Here is a 20,224-nt window from a genome sequence, read left to right on the forward strand (position 1 = left end):
GCAGATACCACCTGCCCCAAACCGAGCACCGACCCGGCACGAGCTCAGAAAACCGTTAGAAGATCCTTTTCAATCCAAGGCGGTGGATTCAGGCTAAGTCCCGGCGCAGCCGCCGGGAGCGGCGGCCGGTGAGCCTCCGGATGCGTCGGGTCCCGCTCCGATGCAGGCTGGGGTGATGGGCCACCGGCCCGTGGAGGTGACCTCGTGAGATCTCACGACGAGCCAAAGGGCTGGGGAGCGCTCCAGCCGCCGCCGGGCTACTACTCGGCCGACGGGCGGCCGCCCGACGAGAAGCAGCGCGGTCTGATCCTCGACTGGGCGGTCAATCAGCGGATCGCGAGCGGCTGGCGGGTGGAATCACGCTCCGGGACACAGGTCGTCATGGTCCGGGGAAACCCGTTGAACCATGTGCTGCACGCCATCCTGATGGTGTTCACCTGCTTCCTCTGGGGCGCCGTGTGGCTGGTGCTGGCCGTGACCAACAAGGTCGAGCGGGTCTCGCTCACCGTCGACGCCCAGGGCCACATCGTCTCGGTGAACGGCCCCGGATAGGCCCGGCCGGGACCGCGCCATCCGGTCCGGCTGTCAGGGTCCCGGACGGACGACCGGCCCGGCCGGCGCGGCAGCCGCCTCACCCGGAACCCCGTCACGCCTCATGAGCGACCGGGCCCCTTCGAAGGCGCAGAACAGGGCCAGCACCGCCGCGGCCCCCTGGAGCGGCCAGTCGCCCAGCCGCACATAGAGCGTGGTGCCCGTCGCCAGGGGGACGTCGAACACGGCGGCGCCGCTCGTGTCCGTACCGAGCGGAGCACCGACGCGCGCGCCCTGCGGGCCGTACACCGCACTGACGCCGGTGAGCGTGGCATGCACCATCGGGCGGCCGTTCTCGGCGGCCCGCAGCGCCCCGAGCGAGGCATGCTGCCAGGGTGCCCAGCTGTGCTGGAACGAGGAGGTGGACGACTGGGCGATCAGCAGCTGCGCACCGTCCCGGGTGAGCCGACGGCTCATGTCGGGGAACGCGGACTCGAAGCAGATCAGCGGCCCGATCCGCAGACCGTGCCCGCCCTCGGCTCCGGGCAGCGACATCGTCACCTGCCGGGTGCCCCGCAACCGGTCCTCGCCCGCCGCCCGACCCACGGACGCGGCCCAGCCGAGCACCGGCCGGGCCGGGATGTACTCGCCGAACGGCACCAGCCGCATCTTGTCGTAGCGGTCCCCGGTCAGCCCGTCCGGACCCACCAGCACCGCCGACTTGAAGATCCCTGTCCGGCCCGATCGGTCGGTCTGCCGGGCGTCCACATTGACCAGCACATCGGCGCCCACCCGGCGCGAGAGCGCGGCGATCCGGGCGGTGATGTCCGGGTGCTGCGCGAGATCCACACCCACACTGCTCTCGCCCCACACCACCAGATCGAGATCGCGCCCGGCCAGCGAGCCGGTCAGCCGTTCACTGAGGGCGAGCCGGCGCTCGGCGCCGTGGGCCCCCGTGAACACACCCGGCTGCACGACGGCGATCCTGGCCACCCCCGACTCCTCGGGCTGCGGCGCCCACTTCGCCATCAACCCCACGGCCAGGGCGCACACCACGATGCTCACCGCGGCCACCCCCCGGGCGGCGGCGGACACGAACAGCAGGGCGACAGCGGTATTCACCGCCACCACCACGAAACTCACCAGCCACACCCCGCCCACGGACGCCACACGGAGCGCGGGAGCCACCTGCCACTGGCTCGCGCCGAGCAGCCCCCAGGGACCGCCGAGCGCCTCCCAGGAGCGGGCCAGTTCGATCATCAGCCACCCGGAGGGCACCACGACGACCGCGAGGACGACGGCCGCCGCGGACACCGGCCCGCCCAGCATCCGGAAGACCAGCAGCCCCCACGGAGCCCACAGCAGACCGAGCAGGGCCGCCAGGACCACGATGAAGACATGGAGGCTCGGCATCAGCCAGTGATGCACCGCGAGCATGTAGCCGGTGCCGCCGAGCCAGCCGTCCAGCGCCGCCCGGCGCCCCGTGCCGGCGGACCGGATGAGGAGCAGCCACGGAACCAGGCCGACACCGGCGAGCCACCACAGCGAAGGTGTGGGGAACGCGAGTGCGGGCAGCGCCCCCGCGAGCAGTGCGAGACAGCCGCGCCACCGGCCGGACCGCAGCACCCGCTCCCACTGCCCGCTCCGACCGGCCGGAAATCGCATGCCGCGCCTCCTCGTCCTGCCTGATCAGCAGTCTCCCCCCTGCTTGTCCGTTCGGCAGTTCTTCCCCGGTGCGGGGGGAGCGGAAGCACCGGAGGGCCGGGATCAGTCCGTGGGGAAGAGGCTTCCCGTGCTGCGCCACTTCTCGTGGACGGTCACGGTCCGGATCCGCCAGCCGCCGTCCGTACGCGACAGCGTGAACGCGTACCGCCCGCCGGACACGAAATTCGGCGCGGTGGCCCGTACCTCCGCATCGCCCGCACCGGCCGCGGTGCTCTCCAGCCGCATCGGGTTGAGGTAGTCGGCCCCCACCTCGGCGCGGTCGCCCGGGTAGCCGCCCAGGTCCTGGAGGTCGAGCCGGCGGTTGACGATCAGATGCTGGCGTACGGGGAAGAGCCGCATCGTCTCCGCCAGCCACTGGGCGACCTCGTGCGCCGGCCCTTCGACACCACCGGCGCCGCGGTAGTCGGCTCGGCCGTCCGCGGTGAACAGGGCCCGGTAGTCGGCCCATTCACCGTCGTCCACAGCCGTCGCGTAGCCGGTGATCACTGCATCGATGGACAGCCGGTCCATCACGGTCGAGAGATCCACGCGCTGCGTCATCGGGTCAGTGTCTGCCCGCCGGCGTGCGAGGCCAAGAGGCGTGCACGCACGGCGGGGCGGTGCCGATGTCAGCAGGGCACCACGGCAACCGGGCCGAGCGCGTGCGTGAGCGTGGTCTGCGCGACGGGGGAGAGCCCGAGCCCGAGGGACTCGCCGCCCCGGCGCCGCCCGATCACGGTCAGCGCTGCGGTCGCCGATGCCGTGACCAGGGTGCGTGAGGCGGAGCCGCCGACCGGTTCCCTGACGACTTCGACCTGCGGGTACTTCTCCCGCCAGCCGGCGGTGAGTTCCGCGAGGGTCCGTTCGGCCGAGTTCGCCGCCGCGTCCCGGTCGAAGACGGGGCCGCCCGAGAGCATCGAGGAGAACATCGTCCAGCCGTGCACGATCCGCAGCCGCGCACCGGGCCGGGACGCCGCGGTCGCGAAGGCGAACTCGAGAACCGCTTCGCTGCTCTCGTCGGCAGCCACTCCCGCGACGATGTCGGGATGTGTTTCCGCCGCCTCCGCCGCGTCCTCGTCCGACGGCCCGCTGTGGACCACGACGACGGGGCATTCGGCCATCGACGCGGTCGCCAGGCTGTTGGAGCCGAGCAGCAGGGACCGGAAGCCGCCCAGACCGCGCGAGCCGACGACCACCAGCGAGGCCTCACTGCTGAGCGAGGTGAGCGCCGCCGAAGGGAAGTCCAGCGGTGTCAGCTTCGAGGTGTGCAGCCCCGGAGCGAGCTCGGACACCCTTCGTACGGACCGGTCGAGCAGCTTTTCCGCCTCGCGCCGCTGCGTGTCCTGTCCGACGCGCCGGTCGGGCGTGCGGGCGTGCACGATCGTCAGCCCGAGGCCCCGCCGTACAGCTTCGTGGGCGGCCCAGTCGAGTGCCTCGCGGCTGTGCGACGAGCCGTCGACTGCGGCGATCACGGGACGGTCGGTGCTGGTCATGATGTTCCCTCCAGGTTCCGGCGGTGCATGTCCCAGGCTGGTACGCAAGGACATCGTGCGGCAGGGACTTTCGACCCTATCTGCCCGGAACATCCGGGACCTGTGGCCACCCGTGTACGCGGGAGCGGCGGCTCGGCCTCGCGAACAATGCGGAGACGGTCCCGGGAATCGAGGCGGACCCGGCGGCGCCGGTGCGCTCCGTGACGACCCGGCCACTGCGATTGTCAGTGCCGGGTGCGATCCTGCCCCCATGGACGAGCTGATGCGGCAGCGGCGCGTGTACGGCGCCGACCATGACGATCCCGACCCCGGGCCCCGGCCGGGTCACGCCTACCGGGAGTTGGTGGGCGGCCCGCTCGACGGCCTGCTTCTCGACGTGACCGGCTGGACGGACCGGGCGCTGCGCGAGGGAGCGGCGCTGAACACCGAGATCGGGCGGTTCGGACCGGGCGGCAGGGCGGAGTACGGGCCACGGGACGGCGACCCCGACCGCTGGGACTGGCGGGGCGACACACCCTGACCCGCCGGAGCAGGTCGCATGCTGGGACGTACGGGTGCGGCCGGGCATCGCCGACGACCCGGTGCACCGGTACCCGAGGAATGCGGACGCCCGTCAGGACTAATCGCCTGAATCGCTCGATACTGGACGCATGGCAGAGAAGACGTCCCGATCGCACGGCCCGCCGACCCTGACCGTCAAGGGTCGGAACGTACGCATCCGCACCATCGGGGCCCTGGTGCTGGCGGGGCTCGCGATCTGGTTCATCGCCGCGAACACCGGGTCGGTCGGCATCCGGCTGTGGATTCCCACCGTCACCCTGCCGCTCTGGGCGGTACTGGCCGTGACCCTGGTCGCCGGGCTGGTCCTGGGCGGATACCTGTTCCGCCGCCGCGCGAGGCGCTGACCCGGCGCCCGGGTGCCGCGCGTGCGAAGAACCAGGTGTCCCGGCGCCCCGGGTGCCGTACGTGCGAAGGACCAGGTCCCGGCGCCCCGGGTGCCGTACGAGCGAAACCTAGCCCGCCGACTCACCGGCGTGAGGGCTCAGCACACCCGCGGCCACCAGCGCGAACAGCAGCACGCCGAGGAGTACGCGGTAGATGACGAACGGCATGAAGCTCTTGGTGGTGATGAACTTCATGAACCAGGCGATGACCGCGTACCCCACGCCGAACGCGATGACGGTCGCGAAGATCGTCGGCCCCCACGACACATGTCCCTCGCCCGCGTCCTTCAGCTCGAAGACACCCGAGGCGAGCACCGCCGGGACCGCGAGCAGGAAGGAGTACCGGGCCGCGGCCTCGCGGGTGTACCCCATCAGCAGACCACCGCTGATGGTGGCCCCGGAGCGGGAAACGCCCGGGACCAGGGCCATCGCCTGGCAGAAACCGAAGATCAGGCCGTCCTTCACCCCGAGTTCCTTGAGCGTCTTGCGCTCCTTGCCGGCCCGGTGCTTCCCGCCCACCTCGTCGCGGGCGGCGAGACGGTCGGCGATGCCCAGGACGATGCCCATCACGATCAGCGTGGTGGCGATCAGCCGCAGATCGCGGAACGGGCCCTCGATCTGGTCCTTGAAGGTCACACCGAGCACGCCGATGGGGATGGAGCCCACGATGACCAGCCAGCCCATCTGGGCGTCGTGGTCGCTGCGCATCGACCGGTCGGTCAGCGAACGGAACCAGGCCGAGACGATCCGGACGATGTCCTTGCGGAAGTAGATGAGGACTGCCGCCTCCGTACCGATCTGGGTGATGGCGGTGAACGCCGCACCCGGGTCGTGCCAGCCGGCGAACGCTGCGGTGAGCCGCAGATGCGCGCTGGAGGAGATCGGCAGGAACTCGGTCAGTCCCTGTACGAGGCCCAGGACGAACGATTCGAACCAGCTCATGGGGCTTTGGCCATCCCGGAGGTGATCGTGCATCGGCCGACGGCATGGAGGGCCGTCGGCAGCGTGCGCATTGCGGTCAATTGAGGGCAGGGCCGTGACGGGCCCGGAGATCTTCGGTCGGTCGCGGGCAGGGTACCGCCCTCAGATGAACAGCGTTACGCGTACCCCGGGCCGCCGGGGCCGCCCACCGCCCCGGTGCGGGGTCGCCGTGCGCACCGGTTCACTCGGCGGACAGACGGTGGCGCTTGCGCCAGGCAACGACGGCCGCGCCCAGCCCCGTCAGCACGATGAAGCCCATCGCGGCCAGGAACGCCGGAGACGTCGGTGACGAGGCCTCGCTGCCCGCGACGACATACGCCGCGGTGTTCGGGATCGAGCCGAGCCCGGTGGCCACCAGGAACGGCGGATACCCCATGCGCGACACCGCCGCGCAGTAGTTGGCCGCCGCGAACGGCACGCCCGGGAACAGCCGCAGCGCCAGCATCGAGCGGAACCCGTGCCTGCTCAACTGACCGTCCGCGGCCTTGAGCCACCGCCCGCGCAGCAGCGTACGCAGCGCGTCCTGTCCCAGCACCCTGCCCAGTCCGAACGAGATGCCCGCGCCGAGCACCGTCCCCGCCAGAGCGGCGGCCAGTCCCGCCTGCGTACCGAAGAGCGCGCCGGCGGCGAGGTTGAGCAGCGGCCGGGGAACGAAGGCCACGGTGCACACGCCGTACGCGACACCGAACACGATCACCGCGACCGCGCCACCGCTGAGCTGGGCGGGCCAGCCGGTGGCGAGCAGCCGCTGGGGTTCGAGGAGGAGCATCGCCGCCGCGGCGCCCAGCAGCACGGCCACGAGCAGCGAGAACCGGGACCAGGGCGAGAGCAGCGCCCTCGTGCAGCGCACGGCGAGGCCGGTGGCGGGCCGGGCGGCGGGGACGGGGTCGAGCATGCGGGGAGAGTAACCGACGCCGGTGTGTGATCGCCGTAATGTGCGCGGCGGGAGCAGGGCGGCCGATGCCGCGCCCCTCGCCCGCCCGGCGTCCGGCTCGGGCCGAACTCCCCTGCCGCGACTGCGGTGTCCGCCCGAAAACCATTCGACGCCGCCCGGCCCGTCCGACATGATCGGACCCATGTTCCGGTACGCCTTCCTCGCAGCGCCGTCCGCAGTCGCGGACGCGCCGAAGGCTGCCGTGAGCCCCGTCACCGCGGCAACTTCCGCAGCGGTGTGCACCGCTGCCGCAGCGCTCATCGGCGGCGCCCGAAGCTGACCCTCCCCCGACAGTCCGGCGGACCCCGCAAGGGGAGGGTCGGCGGGGCCCTGGGGTCTTCTCTCTCAGCTTCGAACACCAAGGAATGAACCATGCCCAAGACGGCATACGTGCGCACCAAGCCGCACCTCAACATCGGCACCATGGGCCACGTCGACCACGGGAAGACCACCCTGACCGCCGCCATCACCAAGGTCCTCAGCGACCGTGGGACCGGCACGTTCGTCCCGTTCGACCGGATCGACCGGGCGCCGGAGGAGACGCAGCGCGGCATCACCATCAACATCGCACACGTCGAGTACGAGACCGACACCCGTCACTACGCGCATGTCGACATGCCGGGCCATGCCGACTACATCAAGAACATGGTCACCGGCGCCGCCCAGCTCGACGGGGCGATCCTGGTCGTCTCCGCGCTCGACGGGATCATGCCGCAGACCGCCGAGCACGTGCTGCTCGCCCGCCAGGTGGGTGTCGACCACATCGTCGTCGCGCTCAACAAGGCGGACGCCGTCGACGACGGCGAGGACACCGTGCTGACCGACCTGGTCGAGCTGGAGGTCCGCGAGCTGCTCTCCGCGCACGGCTACGGCGGTGACTCGGTGCCCGTCGTGCGGGTGTCGGGCCTCAAGGCCCTGGAGGGCGACCCGCGCTGGACCTCGGCCGTCGAGGCGCTGCTGGACGCAGTCGACACGTACGTACCGATGCCGGTCCGCTACACCGACGCGCCGTTCCTGCTGTCGGTGGAGAACGTCCTGACCATCACCGGCCGGGGCACCGTCGTCACCGGAGCCGTCGAGCGCGGCACCGTCCGTACCGGCGACCGGGTGTCGGTGCTCGGACCGGACCCGGACATCGAGACCGTCGTCACCGGCCTGGAGACCTTCGGGAAGCCGATGGAGTCCGCGGAGGCCGGCGACAACGTGGCCCTGCTGCTGCGCGGCGTGGAGCGCGACCGGGTCCGCCGCGGCCATGTGGTCGCGGCGCCGGGCGTCGTCACGCCGAGCCGTCGCTTCACCGCGCAGGTGTACATCCTGTCGGCGAAGGAGGGCGGCCGGACCACCCCGGTCACCACCGGCTACCGGCCGCAGTTCTACATCCGCACCGCGGACGTCGTCGGCGACGTCGACCTCGGTGCGGTGGCGGTGGCTCGTCCGGGCGACACGGTCGACCTGACCGTCGAGCTGGGACGTGACGTGCCGCTGGAGACCGGACTCGGTTTCGCGATCCGCGAGGGCGGCCGCACGGTCGGCGCCGGCACGGTCACCGGCGTCCTCTGAACGGCGACGCACCAAGGGCCCGCCTCCCGTACCCCACGGGAGGCGGGCTCGGTGTCTTGCGCAAGACTGACGGCATGACAGACACAGCACTGGTACTGGGTTCCGGCGGTGTCACCGGCGGTGCCTGGGAGACCGGAATCCTGCACGGGCTCGCGAAGTCGGGCGTGGACCTCTCCGCAGCAGATCTGATCATCGGCAGCTCCGCGGGAGCTATGGTCGGCGCACAGCTGGCCTCCGGACTGCTCGGCCTTCCCGAACTCTACGAACTCCAGCTCGCCGATCCGCAGGACATCACGGGCGGCAAGCTCGGCATGCTCACCCTGCTGCGCTACGCGGGGGCCGTACTGTCCGCCCGCACCCCCGAGACGTACGGCCGGAAGCTCGGCAGGATCGCGCAGGACGCCCGGCTCGGCGTCACCGCGGAGGAACGGCGCGCGGCGATCGAGGGCCATCTGCTGTCGCCCGAGTGGCCGGGGCGCCCCCTGATCGTCACCGCCGTCGACGCCACGACCGGCGAACTCCACACCTTCGACAAGGACAGCGGGGTGTCCCTCGCCGACGCCGTCACCGCGAGCTCCGCGGTCCCCGCCGTATGGCCCGTCGCCCGCATCGACGGGCGGTCCTGGATCGACGGCGGGGTGCACTCCACGGCCAACGCCCAGCTCGCCGCCGGGTACGGACGCGTCGTCGTCATCGCCCCGTCGGCCGGCGGCAACAAGGCCATCGCCTCGCCGGGTTCGCAGGCGGCCGCGCTCGCCGCGAACGGGGCTCGCGTCGAGGTCATCACCCCGGACGCGGCGGCGAAGAAGGCATTCGGCCACAACCCCCTCGACCCGAGCCGCCGGGCCGCGGCCGCCTGCGCCGGGCTCGCCCAGTCGGCGTCGCACACCGAAGCCGTGGCCGCGGTCCTGAGCAGCTGATCCGGCACCCCACAATGGGGGAGTGAACGACTCGATACCGGTCATCCGGGACGTGGATCAGGGCACCGCCAGGCTTCTCCCCGACGTGGACCGGGACAGGGCCTGGCTGCTCACCGTCGACGGCGCGCCCCAGTCCTACGTCGACCTCGACGCGCCGGACCACCTCGAGTTCGAGTACGCGCGACGGCTCGCGCACGTCATCGACTGCGCTGCGGCACCCGGCGCACCGCTGGACGTACTCCATCTCGGCGGCGGTGCGCTCACCCTGCCCCGCTATGTCGCCGCGACCAGGCCCGGCTCCCGCCAGGATGTCGCCGAGGCCGACCTCGGGCTCCTCGAACTGGTTGCCGGGCACCTGCCGGTTCCCGACAGCAGCGGGATCACCGTGCACGGCACGGACGCCCGCGGCCGGCTGGAACGGACCGCGCCCGGCTCCGTCGACATCCTGGTCGCCGATGTCTTCGGCGGCTCGCGGGTACCCGCCCACCTCACCTCCGTCGAGTACGCGCAGGCTGCCCGCCGGTCGCTGCGGGACCGCGGAATCTACGCCGCCAACCTCGCGGACGGCGCGCCCTTCGGATTCCTCCGCTCCCAACTGGCCACCTTCGCGGCCGTCTTCGAGGAACTCGCGCTGATCGCCGAACCGGCGGTGCTGCGCGGCCGGCGCTTCGGCAACCTCGTCCTCGTCGCCTCCCCGAGTCCCCTCGACATCGCGACGCTGACCCGCCGCTGCGCCGCCGACGCCTTCCCCGCCAGGGTCGAGCACGGTGCCGCGCTGGACCGGCTCGCCGGTGCCGCCCGGCCGGTCAGGGACGGTGCGGCGGTCGCCTCACCCGAGCCGCCCGACGGGGCCTTCAGCATCGGATGACGCCGGGCCCCGGTCCTTCGCCACCTCGGCGGTGGCGGGGGCCCGGGTCAGACCGCGTACCTCAGGCACGAACAGCACGGCCGCTGTGACCAGCACGATCAGCGCCGCACAGCCCCACAGCGCCTCGCTTCGCCCGACCAGCGACTCCACCGGACCGGCGAGCGCGGTGGCCACCGGCATCATCGCCACCGAGCCGAACCAGTCGTACGCCGAGACCCGGGAGAGCATCTCCTCCGGGATCTCCTGATGCATGGCCGTCATCCACGAGACCCCGAACACCTCGATGGCGACGCCGCTGACGAACATCACCACGCAGAGTCCGGCCACCGGCAACGGCACCGCGAGGCCCGCCGCCGGCAGCGCCAGCGGGAAGACGCAGAGCGTTCCGGCCAGCAGCAGCCGCCGGGGCTTCCAGCGCATCATGAGGAACGCCCCGCCCAGGGTGCCGGCCCCGAACGCGGCGAGCGCGAAACCCCAGGGGCGGGCGCCTCCGAGTTCGTCCCGGGCGACCAGCGGACCGTACACCGACTCGGCCGCACCCACCGCGGCGACCACCACCGAGAACTGCGCCACGATGCTCCACAGCCAGGGGCGGCCGATGAACTCCTGCCAGCCGTCCCGCATATCGGCGAGCAGACCGCCGCCCGGCGCGCGCGGGGGGATGTGGCTGACGTCCAGGAACGCGCGCAGCGCACCCGCCACCGCGAAGGCCGCGGCATCGACGGCCAGCACCCAGCCCGGGTCCATCGCCGCGACCATGGCGCCGCCGAGCGCCGCCCCGCCGATCGTCGCGCCCTGCATGGCCATCCGGAACAGCGCGAAGGCACGGCTCGCCTGCTCGCGGCTGACGCTGGACATCAGCATGCCCTCGGCCGCCGGGTTGAAGAACGCCTGCCCGGTGCCGCACAACGCGGTGAGCAGCATCATCTGCCACAACTTCGGATCGCCGGCCAGGACCAGCCAGGCGAACGCGGCCTGCGAGAGGCAGTTGAGGGCGTTGGCCGCGACCATCACCCGGTGGCGCGGCAGCCGGTCCGCGATGGCGCCGCCGATCAGCAGGAAGAGCACCAGGGGCGCGGTCCTGGCGGCGGCCACCAGACCGACGTCGCCGCCGTCACCGCCCGCCTCCAGAACGGCGAACGCCGCCGCGATCAGTGCGCCATGGGTACCCAGGCCCGTGATGATCGCGGCGGCGGTCAGCAGACGGTAGTTGCGGCCGGGGCGCAGCGGACGGGATGCGGGGGCGGAGGCGACAGTCACCAGGGGACTATCGCCGCCGCACCCCCGCCGTGCCAACTGTTTTCCCGGGGGAGGCGAAGGAGTCAGTCGGTCTTGACGACGTCCACCAGCCGCACGGTGCTGAGGATCTTCTGGATCGTCGTGTCCGGAAGTTCGTCCTTGACGGAATCGGCTCCGTACAGCACCCAGGACGCGAACTCACCCTTCTTGTTCTTGAAGGTGAAGGCGATGGTCTTGCCGTCGCTGTCGCACTTCTTCCGCTTCGTGACATTCGGCGCGGTGGCGGTGACGACCTGGCCGGTGAGACCCGACTTGGTCGTGTACTGCTTGGCCTCGGTGAATTTGATGGTGCTCTCCGGCATGTGCTGCGCGTAGGCGGCCCACGCCCAGGTGCCGGCCTCGCTGTGGGCGTTCTTGGCGGCGTCGGTGGCACCCTGGGCGCCCCGGGTACCGGCGCTCGCGAGGCTCATGTCCTCCTTGACGCCGTCCTTGTCGGAGTCGTCCACGCACCACTGCTTCTGGTAGAACGACGGCGCGGAGAAGCCGATGAGGGGCGATTTGTCGCCCTTCTTGTCGTCCTCGAAGTACGAGAACGTGCCGGGCGTCCCGACCTCCCAGTCGCCGGGCACGTCAAACTGTGTGCCCCACTTGGGATTGGTGACGACCTTCCACCCGGGGATGAGGGGCTTGGGGTCCCCGTCGTCGCCGCGCGGGTTCGCCTCGGCGGTGGAGGCGGACCCGGACGGCTTGGGCGCCGACGTCTGCTTGTCGTCGGCGACGTCCTTGCCCTTGTCGTCCTTGTTCATCACGACGACACCGGTCACCACGGCGGCCACGACGACAGCGGTGGCCGCGACGATCGCGACGGCGGTGGTCTTCTTCTTGTTGTCGCCGGGCTGCGGTCCACCGGGCGGGCCGGGCACGGCGTACTGCGCCACGGTCGGCTGCTGGTACGGATTCGGCTGCGGATAGCCGGGCTGCTGGCCCTGCTGTGGATGTCCCGGCTGCGGTCCGGGCTGGCCCTGCTGCTGATATCCCGGCTGCTGATAGGGATTCGGCTGCTGGTACCCCGGCTGCTGGTACGGGTTCTGATTCTGGTCCTGCGGGTTTTGCTCGCCCCCGGGCGGCTGCTGTCCTGGCCACATGGCGAGTAACGATAGAGGGGTGGTGGCCGGTCTGCTACGGCCGCCCCCGTGTGCGGACGGTGAAGGGTCCGATCAAGGAGGGGTGCCGGGGGACGTGGGGATGGCCAAATAGCTTTACTCGTGAGTAACATCCCGTCATGAGCGCTGAACAGATGACCGTCGGCGAGATGCTCGTCGCGACGGTCCCGATGGCCCGGACCCTCAATCTCGAGTTCCTGGAGACGACCGCCGAGCGCGCGGTGGTCCGCCTGCCGGACCAGGCCGAATACCACAACCACATCGGCGGACCGCACGCCGGAGCGATGTTCACGCTGGCGGAATCGGCGAGCGGGGCGATCGTCATCGCCGCCTTCGGCGACCAGATGTCGCGCGCCGTGCCGCTGGCGGTGAAGGCGGAGATCGGTTACAAGAAGCTGGCCAAGGGCGTCGTCACGGCGACGGCGACCCTCGGCCGCCCGGTGGCCGATGTCATCGCCGAACTCGACGCGGGCGAACGGCCGGAGTTCCCCGTGGCCATCGAGATCCACCGCGCGGACGGCGCGGTGACCGGTGAGATGACGGTCGTCTGGACGCTGCGTCCCCACGCCTGATCCCGGCCGGTTCCGCGAAGAGCCGCCACGCACCCCAACGAGAGGGCGCGTGGCGGCTTTTCGCGCTGTCCGGGCAGTTGGCGGTGCAGGTAGGCTTCCCGCCGTGCGCCGAGGAGTTGCCCGGCGGGCAACGGACATCGGTTACGGGAGGATCGGCGTTGCACATCCAGGAATGGCTGGAGACCATCCCCGCGGTCAGCGTCTACGCCCTGGTGGGCGTGGTCATCGGGCTGGAGAGCCTCGGCATTCCGCTGCCGGGCGAGATCGTACTGATCAGCGCGGCGCTGCTGGCTGCCGGGCACGACGGCATCAACCCGTGGATCCTCGGCGCCTGTGCCTCGGCCGGCGCGATCATCGGTGACTCGATCGGATACGCCATCGGCCGCAAGGGCGGCCGGCCGCTGCTGGCCCGGCTGGGCAAGAAGTTCCCCAAGCACTTCGGCGAGAGCCAGATCGGGCTGGCGGAGCGCTCGTTCCAGAAGTGGGGCATGTGGGCGGTGTTCTTCGGCCGCTTCGTGGCGCTGCTGAGGATCTTCGCGGGTCCGCTGGCGGGCGTACTGCACATGCCGTACTGGAAGTTCCTGATCGCCAACGTGCTCGGCGGCATCGTCTGGGCGGGCGGCACGACGGCCGTCATCTACTCGGTGGGAGTCGTCGCCGAGGCCTGGCTCAAACGGTTCTCCTATCTCGGCCTCGTGGTCGCGGTGCTGATCGGCATCACCTCGATGCTGATCGTGAAGAACCGGGCCAAGAAGGCGGCGGAACGGGCGTCGGCCGCCTCCGCGCCCGGCTCGGCAGCGGTACCGGCCGCGGACTGACCGGACGGTACGGAACGGGGCGGCGCGGCGGGACAGCGCGGTGCCGGTGCGATGCGGTGCGGGCGAGGCGGAGACACGAAGCTGCGCCGGGCACTCGCCTCGCCCGGCGCTCCCTCCCGTACGCCCGGCCCCGCCCCGTCCTCCCCGCTCAGCTCTCGTGGGCCTGGCGGTGTGCCTTGGCCAGCTCCACGTAACCCACCGCGTTGAACTTGATGCCTTCGAGCTCCTCCTCGGTCAGCTGCCGCTTGACCTTGGCGGGGACACCGGCGACCAGCGAGCCCGGGGGCACCCGCATTCCCTGCGGGACCAGTGCCTGCGCCGCGATCAGTGAACCGGCGCCGATATGGGCTCCGTTGAGGATGGTCGAGCCCATGCCGACGAGGACGTCGTCCTCGATCGTGCAGCCGTGGAGCACGGCGTTGTGCCCGACCGAGACGCGCTCGCCGACCGTGACGGGGAACCCGGGGTCGACATGGACGCTGCAGTTGTCCTGGATGTTGCTGTCGGCCCCGATGACGATCGGGCCGCAGTCGGCGCGCAGCACGGCGTGGTACCAGGCGCTGGAGCCCGCGGCCATCGTGATCTCACCGATGACGACCGAGGTCGGTGCCGTGAAGGCGTCCGCGTCGATGTCCGGCTCCTTGCCGCCCATTCCCGTGATCAACGCCTGCTCTGCCATCGCCCGTTCCTCCGTGCTCAGGTGTCGTGCGGCCGCGGTCGTCCGCTCCGGCAGCCGGCCGCGGCTGTTGGATCGCGTCGATCGCGTCGATCGCGTCGGAGAAACGGTATGCGACGGTCGGCGGACCGTGACCCAGTGGGGTGAACATCACAGGTTGCCGCGGTGATCGGGCCGGCCGCCGCCGACTACCGTGAGCGAGTGCCGACGAACAGGAACGCGTTCTCTTCCCTTGCCGCCTGGCGGCGGCGCGCCCTGTCCCGGGCCGTCCACCGCGGCTGGCGCTGGGTGCAGGAGACGGGCGCGGTCACCGCGGATCGTCCGGGCGCGCTGCGCTTCCGCCGGATCGGCGCGGGTACCCGGCTGGCCTTTCCGCAGGGCACGGTCTTCGGGGAGCGGTGGATCGAGCTCGGCTCGCACTGCGTGATCGGTGAGCAGGTCACGCTGACGGCCGGACTCATGCCCGACCTGGACCTCGGCCCCGATCCGATCCTGACCCTGGGGGACGGGGTGGTGCTCGGCCGCGGCAGCCATGTGGTTGCCGACACCACGGTGACCATCGGCCCGGACACGTACTGCGGGCCGTATGTCTACATCACGTCGACGAACCACAGTTACGACGATCCGCACGAGCCGGTCGGCCGGCAGTGGCCCCGCATGGAACCGGTCGCCATCGGGCGGGGCTGCTGGATCGGCACCGGAGCGGTGATCCTCCCGGGGGCCACGCTCGGCCGCAACGTGGTGGTCGCCGCGGGGGCAGTGGTACGGGGCGAGGTGCGCGACCACGCGGTGGTGGCCGGTGCCCCCGCCCGGGTCGTACGCAGCTGGGATCCCGAGAAGGGCTGGCAGCCGCCGCTGCGTACCCCTGCCCCGGTGCCGATCCCGACGGGCGTCACGCCCGAGCAGTTGCTGGCCCTGGCGGAACCCGGCGAGACGGCGGGCCCGTCCGCCGGCTGACCGCGGCCGGAGCGGGGTCTCATCCGGTCGCGAGCAGCACCGTGCCCACCAGGGCGAGACCGGCCCCGGCGACCTGCACCCCGCGCAGCCGTTCCTTCAGTACGCCGCGCGCGGCCAGCGCCGTGACCACCGGATAGAGCGAGGCGAGTACGGCGGCCACCGTGACCGGCCCGCGCTGCGCGGCGATCAAGTACGTGCCGTTGGCCGCGACATCCCCGAGCCCGATGAGCGCCAGGGCCTTGTAGAAGCACAGCATCGCCACCGGTCCGACGACGCCCACCGCGACTGCGAACCACAGCTGCGGGCCAACCTCGCTCCACCCGCCGGTCGCGATCACGATGACGCCCAGCGCCACGGCCGCGGCGGCCTGCGAGACGACGACCACGGTGAGCGCGGGGACGCGCCGGGTGAACAGTCCACCGCCGAAGTCGGCCAGTCCCCAGAGCAGGCTGGTGGCCTGCGCGAAGAGTGCTGTCATTGCATGCCTCGCAGTACAGTGCGGTGAACGGGTGGGTGCACCACACGGTAGTGCAGTATTTTCGACACTGTCATTCAAAATATTGGACGGAATGTGTCTGACCTCGATCAGCTCACTCAGTCGCTCGCGCGCAATCTCAAGCGCTGGAGAGGGGAACGCGGCTTCACCCTGGACGTGCTCGCCGCCCGCGCCGGGGTCAGCCGCGGCATGATCATCCAGATCGAGCAGGCCCGCACCAACCCGAGCGTCGGCACCACGGTCAAGCTCGCCGACGCGCTGGGTGTCAGCATCACGACGCTGCTCGACTACGAGCAGAGCTCACCGGTCCGGCTGGTGCCCGAGAGCCAGGCGGTGCACATGTGGTCCACCGACGCGGGCAGTTCCACCACCCTGCACGTCGGTACGGAGGCGAGGGGGCCGCTCGAACTCTGGACCTGGCGCCTGATGCCCGGCGACAGCAGCGCCTCCGATCCGCACCCCGAGGGCACTGTCGAACTGCTCCATGTCACCGCGGGCGACCTCACCCTGGTCGTCGACGGCACCTCGTACGCCGTACCGGCCGGCGGCTCCGCCTCGTTCGAGGCGCATCACCCGCACGCCTACCGCAACGACGGCTCCGAGCCGGCCGAGTTCACCTTGGTGGTCTCCATCCCGCCCGTACGGTGAGACGGCCGGCCGAGGGACCCGGGGGCGCTGTTAGCGTGGTGCACATGCGCGCTCCCATCGGCTCCTTCGACAACGCCGGTCCGGCGGCCGACCGCCTCGACCTGCTCACTGACCCCGTCGCCGCCGCCGTGACCACGGGCTGGGGCGGCTTCCCCGCCGAGCAGATCATTCACGTCGACACGGATCCGGCCATCGCCGACACGGCGGTCTTCGTCGAGCACCACGGCGCGGAACTGCTCGACCGGTCGGCCAACTGCGTCGTGGTGGCGGGCAAACGTGGCGGCGAGGTGACGCTCGCGGCCTGCCTCGTCCTGTCCCACTCCCGCGTCGACGTGAACGGCGCGGTCCGCAAGCAACTGGGCGCCCGCAAGGCGTCCTTCGCCCCGATGGACACGGCGGTCGGCGAGACCGGCATGGAGTACGGCGGCATCACCCCCATCGGCCTCCCCGCCGCGTGGCCGCTGCTGATCGATCCCGCCGTCGTCGACGAGGAGTGGGTACTGATCGGCAGCGGCAGCCGCCGGGGCAAGCTGATCGTCCCGGGCAAGGCCCTGGCGGCGCTGCCGGGCGCGGTGATCGTCGAGGGTCTCGGCATCAGGAGCTGAGACGGCGACCGCCGTCCGTCGGGGAGCCGGGGTTCTCAGCCGGGCGCGTGGCAGAGGGCCCGAACCGGCGCGTCGCGCCGGTGGGAAGTCAGCCAGTGCGTGGCGAAGTCGACGGCGTCGGTGATGCGGAAGAGGCGGCTCGTCGATGAGCCCACCGGGCCGGTGCGCACGGTCGCGCCGTCGTCCGCGTGGGCGAAGTCCGCGCCCAGGGCCGCGAAGTCGCTGTCGTCCAGGGCGATGTCCTCGTACTCCCACCACTGGCGCCGGCCCCCGGTCGCCACCACGCAGCGGTAGCTCCGGCGGGGCGGGGCGGGTACCCGGTACTCGCCGAGATGGAACGCGGTGCAGGTGTCGAATCCGGTGCCCAGCAGGAGCACCTGGGCCCGCAGATCGTAGAGGCGGGCCAAGGGCGAGTCCTCGCCGAGATGGCAGTCGGGGCGGTGACCCGCCATCAGGTCCCGGGCCAGCGGGCCGAGCGCGGCGAACGACGTCTGCGGATGGTCGCTGCGCGTCGCCCCTTCGCGGAGCCGTACCATCTCCGCGAGGCTGCCCACCGACGGTGCGGCCGAGGTCGCCTGGTCGAAGGGCGGCATGCTCGCGCGTACCGCCTCCCGGGCCCGGTCGTCGAGGCCGCGCACCCGGTCGAGGTAGTGCGGAGACGTATCGGAATTCTCCGGCGTGAAGGCGGGGACGACGAGCGTGCCGTGCCCTCCGAGGGCGTCCCGCAACGCGCCGGCCATCGCACGGACCCCACCGCTCACCGGGCCCACCGCGCGCATCGAGGCATGCACCAGGAGGACACCGCCGGACTCCACGCCGAGCTCGGCCAGCTGCCCGGCCAGCCCGCCCCGGCTGTGGGTGACGCTCGGCGCAGTCGTAGTGGTCACAGCCGGCCATTCTCCCAGCCGGACGCCGGGCGCGACACCACGCACATCCGGACGAGGGACGCGGGTGCGCCTGCCGGGGCTTCCTAACGCTTCAGTGCCGGGATCTCGATGGCGGGGCACCGGTCCATGACCATGTCCAGCCCTGCCGCACGCGCGCGGCCGTACGCCTCCGTGTCGACCACACCGAGCTGGAACCAGACGGCCCTGGCACCCGCCGCGACCGCCTCGTCGGCCACCGCCCCGGCCAGCTCACTGTTGACGAAGACGTCCACCACATCGACCGGGAACGGGATGTCGGCCAGCGAGGCGTAGCCGTCCTCGCCGTGCACCCGCTCCGCCTTCGGATGCACCGGGACCACTCGCTTGCCGAAGCGCTGGAGCACCTCGGCGACGCCGTAGGCCGCGCGCGACCGGTTGTCGGACAGGCCCACCACGGCCCAGGTGTCGCCGCTGTCCCGGAGAATCCTGTGGATCGTCTCTTCGTCTGCGTACATGATCCGCACAACGGACGGCGGCCCCGGACCATTCCCGTGCGGGGCATAGGGTGGCCGGATGCAGGAGCAGTACCGGACAGTCGCCCGAGCGGGCGTGCACGAGACCGAGATCAACCGATCGCGCTTCATCTGCGCGCTCGCCCCCGCCGCCACCGAGCAGGAGGCGCAGGACTTCGTCGCACGCATCCGCAGGGAACACCCGACCGCCACCCACAACTGCTTCGCCTACGTGATCGGCGCCGACGCCTCCGTACAGAAGGCGAGCGACGACGGGGAACCCGGGGGCACCGCGGGCGTACCCATGCTGCAGATGCTGACGCGCCGCGAGATGCGCTACGTCGTCGCCGTCGTCACCCGCTACTACGGCGGCGTCAAGCTCGGTGCCGGCGGGCTGATCAGGGCCTACGGGGGAGTGGTCGGCGAGGCCCTCGACGAGCTCGGCACCATCACCCGGCAACGGTTCCGCCTCGCCACGATCACCGTCGCCCACCAGCGCGCGGGCAAACTGGAGAACGACCTCCGGGCCACCGGCCGCACCGTGCGCGAGGTCCGCTACGCGGAGGCCGTCATCATCGAGATCGGGCTGCCGGACGCCGATGTCGAGTCCTTCCGCGGCTGGCTGGCCGATGCGACAGCGGGCGAGGCCGAGCTGGAGCTGGGCGGCGAGTCGTACGGGGACGCCTGACCGGACCCACGGACCGCCCGAGGGGCACCGAGGCGCCGCCACTGACCGGCCGCACCGGACAATGGGCGCATGACCCGACTCCTGACCCGCAGCGACCTCCTGGCCGTCCTCGATCCGGAAACCGCCCTGAAGGCCCTGTCCGAGGGGTTCCGTCACGCCGTATCCCCGGCGGTCGCCGGGCAGCGGGTGCGCACGGATCTGCCGTTCCCCGGTACGGCGACGGCGCTCATTCCCGGCCTGCTGCCGGGTATCGACGCCTACACCGTCAAGGTCAACGCCAAGTTCCCGGGCGCCCGGCCGGCGCTGCGCGGTGTGATCTGCCTGCACAGCGGCCGGGACGGCGAACTCCTCGCGCTCCTCGACTCCGCCACCGTCACGGCATGGCGGACCGGGCTGGCGGCCGCCCTCGGCACCGATGTCCTCGCCGCCCCCGACCCCGCGGGCGAGGCGGTGCTCGGCGTCGTCGGCGCGGGCGCCCAGGCCGAGATCATGGTCCGCGGACTGCGGAGTCTGCGGAGCTTCCGCGAACTCGTGGTGCACGACACCGACCCGGAACGCGCATCGGAATTCGCCACCCGGCACGGCGGCCGGGTCCTCGGCACGGCAGCCGGGGTCGCCGCGGCGGCCGATGTCGTACTGCTCTCCACCTGGTCGCGCGCCCCCTTGCTGAGCCTCGCCGACAGCCGTCCCGGACAGCACTTCACCACGCTCGGCGCCGACGAACCCGGCAAGCAGGAGCTCTCCGCCGATCTGCTCGCCGCCGCCCTTCTCGTCGTCGACGACCGCGAGCAGGCCGCGGCGACGGGCGCCCTGGCCGCGGCGGGACTGCCGGCCACCGCCGCCGACGCCACTCTCGGCGAGCTGCTCGGCGGCGCGCACCCCGGCCGTACATCCGGCACGGCCCGTTCCGTCTACGCACCGGTCGGGCTCCCCTGGCAGGACCTGGCCGTCGCCTGGACCGCGTACCGGAGGGCGGAACTCCGTGACGTCGGAACGCGGATCGATCTTCTGGGATGAGGGGATGAGGGGATGAAGGGCCGAAGGGCTGG

At 71.7% G+C, this 20,224-nt stretch carries 24 protein-coding genes; 13 read left to right on the plus strand and 11 right to left on the minus strand.

The features are described 5' to 3' along the window. Nucleotides 1-204 precede the first annotated feature (204 nt). On the plus strand, nucleotides 205-552 hold the full coding sequence (locus tag ACFVX4_RS34020) for a hypothetical protein (RefSeq protein ID WP_389984987.1): 348 nt from the start codon (nucleotides 205-207) through the stop codon (nucleotides 550-552). Between the two features lie 33 nt (nucleotides 553-585). Here the strand turns inward: ACFVX4_RS34020 and lnt are convergent, their stop codons facing one another. The 3 genes from lnt to ACFVX4_RS34035 form a co-directional block, all read right to left on the minus strand. Further along, nucleotides 586-2,196, minus strand: a complete 1,611-nt coding sequence (gene lnt, locus ACFVX4_RS34025) for an apolipoprotein N-acyltransferase (RefSeq protein WP_389984989.1) — start codon at nucleotides 2,194-2,196, stop codon at nucleotides 586-588. Nucleotides 2,197-2,298: 102 nt separating this feature from the next. Further along, nucleotides 2,299-2,796 carry a nuclear transport factor 2 family protein gene (locus tag ACFVX4_RS34030; RefSeq protein ID WP_389984992.1) on the minus strand — a complete coding sequence of 166 codons (498 nt, stop codon included), beginning with the start codon at nucleotides 2,794-2,796 and terminating at the stop codon, nucleotides 2,299-2,301. A 68-nt stretch (nucleotides 2,797-2,864) separates the two neighbouring features. Continuing rightward, entirely contained in the window at nucleotides 2,865-3,728 is an 864-nt protein-coding gene (locus ACFVX4_RS34035; RefSeq protein WP_389984995.1) for a universal stress protein, read from the minus strand. A gap of 250 nt (nucleotides 3,729-3,978) precedes the next feature. On the opposite strand from ACFVX4_RS34035, the gene ACFVX4_RS34040 reads away from it, so the two are divergent. Then, the gene (locus ACFVX4_RS34040) at nucleotides 3,979-4,248 is read left to right on the plus strand and encodes a hypothetical protein (protein WP_389984998.1); all 270 of its coding nucleotides are present in this window, start codon (nucleotides 3,979-3,981) and stop codon (nucleotides 4,246-4,248) included. Between the two features lie 130 nt (nucleotides 4,249-4,378). After that, nucleotides 4,379-4,633, plus strand: a complete 255-nt coding sequence (locus ACFVX4_RS34045; RefSeq protein WP_389985001.1) for a DUF1049 domain-containing protein — start codon at nucleotides 4,379-4,381, stop codon at nucleotides 4,631-4,633. A 108-nt stretch (nucleotides 4,634-4,741) separates the two neighbouring features. Here the strand turns inward: ACFVX4_RS34045 and ACFVX4_RS34050 are convergent, their stop codons facing one another. Next, on the minus strand, nucleotides 4,742-5,614 hold the full coding sequence (locus ACFVX4_RS34050) for an undecaprenyl-diphosphate phosphatase (RefSeq protein WP_266422559.1): 873 nt from the start codon (nucleotides 5,612-5,614) through the stop codon (nucleotides 4,742-4,744). Nucleotides 5,615-5,834: 220 nt separating this feature from the next. Next, nucleotides 5,835-6,548: a TVP38/TMEM64 family protein gene (locus ACFVX4_RS34055; RefSeq protein WP_389985004.1), complete on the minus strand. Its 714-nt coding sequence runs from the start codon at nucleotides 6,546-6,548 to the stop codon at nucleotides 5,835-5,837. A gap of 411 nt (nucleotides 6,549-6,959) precedes the next feature. On the opposite strand from ACFVX4_RS34055, the gene tuf reads away from it, so the two are divergent. The 3 genes from tuf (at nucleotide 6,960) to ACFVX4_RS34070 (ending at nucleotide 9,935) form a co-directional block, all read left to right on the plus strand. Next, nucleotides 6,960-8,147, plus strand: a complete 1,188-nt coding sequence (tuf, locus tag ACFVX4_RS34060; RefSeq protein WP_389985007.1) for an elongation factor Tu — start codon at nucleotides 6,960-6,962, stop codon at nucleotides 8,145-8,147. Between the two features lie 74 nt (nucleotides 8,148-8,221). Further along, the gene (locus tag ACFVX4_RS34065) at nucleotides 8,222-9,067 is read left to right on the plus strand and encodes a patatin-like phospholipase family protein (protein WP_389985010.1); all 846 of its coding nucleotides are present in this window, start codon (nucleotides 8,222-8,224) and stop codon (nucleotides 9,065-9,067) included. Nucleotides 9,068-9,089: 22 nt separating this feature from the next. After that, a complete protein-coding gene (locus tag ACFVX4_RS34070; RefSeq protein ID WP_389985013.1) occupies nucleotides 9,090-9,935 on the plus strand; it encodes a spermidine synthase in 846 nt (281 codons plus the stop codon). On the opposite strand, the gene ACFVX4_RS34075 is transcribed toward ACFVX4_RS34070, so the two are convergent. Both ACFVX4_RS34075 and ACFVX4_RS34080 read right to left on the minus strand, forming a co-directional pair. Continuing rightward, entirely contained in the window at nucleotides 9,897-11,195 is a 1,299-nt protein-coding gene (locus ACFVX4_RS34075) for an MFS transporter (protein WP_389985016.1), read from the minus strand. The two genes, ACFVX4_RS34070 and ACFVX4_RS34075, sit on opposite strands and share 39 nt — an antisense overlap. Before the next feature lie 62 nt (nucleotides 11,196-11,257). Continuing rightward, the gene (locus ACFVX4_RS34080) at nucleotides 11,258-12,319 is read right to left on the minus strand and encodes a hypothetical protein (RefSeq protein ID WP_389985019.1); all 1,062 of its coding nucleotides are present in this window, start codon (nucleotides 12,317-12,319) and stop codon (nucleotides 11,258-11,260) included. A gap of 152 nt (nucleotides 12,320-12,471) precedes the next feature. On the opposite strand from ACFVX4_RS34080, the gene ACFVX4_RS34085 reads away from it, so the two are divergent. Then, the gene (locus ACFVX4_RS34085; RefSeq protein WP_385330996.1) at nucleotides 12,472-12,909 is read left to right on the plus strand and encodes a DUF4442 domain-containing protein; all 438 of its coding nucleotides are present in this window, start codon (nucleotides 12,472-12,474) and stop codon (nucleotides 12,907-12,909) included. A 158-nt stretch (nucleotides 12,910-13,067) separates the two neighbouring features. After that, nucleotides 13,068-13,727 carry a DedA family protein gene (locus tag ACFVX4_RS34090; protein ID WP_389985022.1) on the plus strand — a complete coding sequence of 220 codons (660 nt, stop codon included), beginning with the start codon at nucleotides 13,068-13,070 and terminating at the stop codon, nucleotides 13,725-13,727. Nucleotides 13,728-13,875: 148 nt separating this feature from the next. Here ACFVX4_RS34090 and ACFVX4_RS34095 read toward each other — a convergent pair whose 3' ends face one another. Beyond that, nucleotides 13,876-14,406: a gamma carbonic anhydrase family protein gene (locus ACFVX4_RS34095; RefSeq protein WP_389985025.1), complete on the minus strand. Its 531-nt coding sequence runs from the start codon at nucleotides 14,404-14,406 to the stop codon at nucleotides 13,876-13,878. A 198-nt stretch (nucleotides 14,407-14,604) separates the two neighbouring features. Between ACFVX4_RS34095 and ACFVX4_RS34100 the strand changes: the two genes are divergently transcribed. Beyond that, nucleotides 14,605-15,360: an acyltransferase gene (locus tag ACFVX4_RS34100; protein WP_389985028.1), complete on the plus strand. Its 756-nt coding sequence runs from the start codon at nucleotides 14,605-14,607 to the stop codon at nucleotides 15,358-15,360. 19 nt (nucleotides 15,361-15,379) lie between these two features. Here the strand turns inward: ACFVX4_RS34100 and ACFVX4_RS34105 are convergent, their stop codons facing one another. After that, entirely contained in the window at nucleotides 15,380-15,838 is a 459-nt protein-coding gene (locus ACFVX4_RS34105) for an EamA family transporter (RefSeq protein WP_389985030.1), read from the minus strand. A 93-nt stretch (nucleotides 15,839-15,931) separates the two neighbouring features. On the opposite strand from ACFVX4_RS34105, the gene ACFVX4_RS34110 reads away from it, so the two are divergent. Beyond that, nucleotides 15,932-16,504, plus strand: a complete 573-nt coding sequence (locus ACFVX4_RS34110; RefSeq protein WP_389985033.1) for a helix-turn-helix domain-containing protein — start codon at nucleotides 15,932-15,934, stop codon at nucleotides 16,502-16,504. 44 nt (nucleotides 16,505-16,548) lie between these two features. Next, nucleotides 16,549-17,109 carry a YbaK/EbsC family protein gene (locus tag ACFVX4_RS34115; RefSeq protein WP_389985036.1) on the plus strand — a complete coding sequence of 187 codons (561 nt, stop codon included), beginning with the start codon at nucleotides 16,549-16,551 and terminating at the stop codon, nucleotides 17,107-17,109. Nucleotides 17,110-17,144: 35 nt separating this feature from the next. Here the strand turns inward: ACFVX4_RS34115 and ACFVX4_RS34120 are convergent, their stop codons facing one another. Both ACFVX4_RS34120 and ACFVX4_RS34125 read right to left on the minus strand, forming a co-directional pair. After that, nucleotides 17,145-17,996 (minus strand): aminoglycoside N(3)-acetyltransferase, encoded by an 852-nt coding sequence (locus tag ACFVX4_RS34120; protein WP_389985039.1) that lies wholly within the window; start codon nucleotides 17,994-17,996, stop codon nucleotides 17,145-17,147. Between the two features lie 83 nt (nucleotides 17,997-18,079). Further along, nucleotides 18,080-18,490, minus strand: a complete 411-nt coding sequence (locus tag ACFVX4_RS34125) for a CoA-binding protein (RefSeq protein ID WP_389985042.1) — start codon at nucleotides 18,488-18,490, stop codon at nucleotides 18,080-18,082. A 58-nt stretch (nucleotides 18,491-18,548) separates the two neighbouring features. Here ACFVX4_RS34125 and ACFVX4_RS34130 point away from each other — a divergent pair, with 58 nt between their 5' ends. Both ACFVX4_RS34130 and ACFVX4_RS34135 read left to right on the plus strand, forming a co-directional pair. After that, nucleotides 18,549-19,175 carry a YigZ family protein gene (locus ACFVX4_RS34130; protein WP_389985045.1) on the plus strand — a complete coding sequence of 209 codons (627 nt, stop codon included), beginning with the start codon at nucleotides 18,549-18,551 and terminating at the stop codon, nucleotides 19,173-19,175. 69 nt (nucleotides 19,176-19,244) lie between these two features. Next, a complete protein-coding gene (locus tag ACFVX4_RS34135; RefSeq protein WP_389985048.1) occupies nucleotides 19,245-20,192 on the plus strand; it encodes an ornithine cyclodeaminase family protein in 948 nt (315 codons plus the stop codon). Nucleotides 20,193-20,224 lie beyond the last annotated feature (32 nt).

The sequence above is a fragment of the Streptomyces sp. NPDC058240 genome, from assembly GCF_042882135.1.
In the GTDB taxonomy this organism is placed as follows: domain Bacteria; phylum Actinomycetota; class Actinomycetes; order Streptomycetales; family Streptomycetaceae; genus Streptomyces.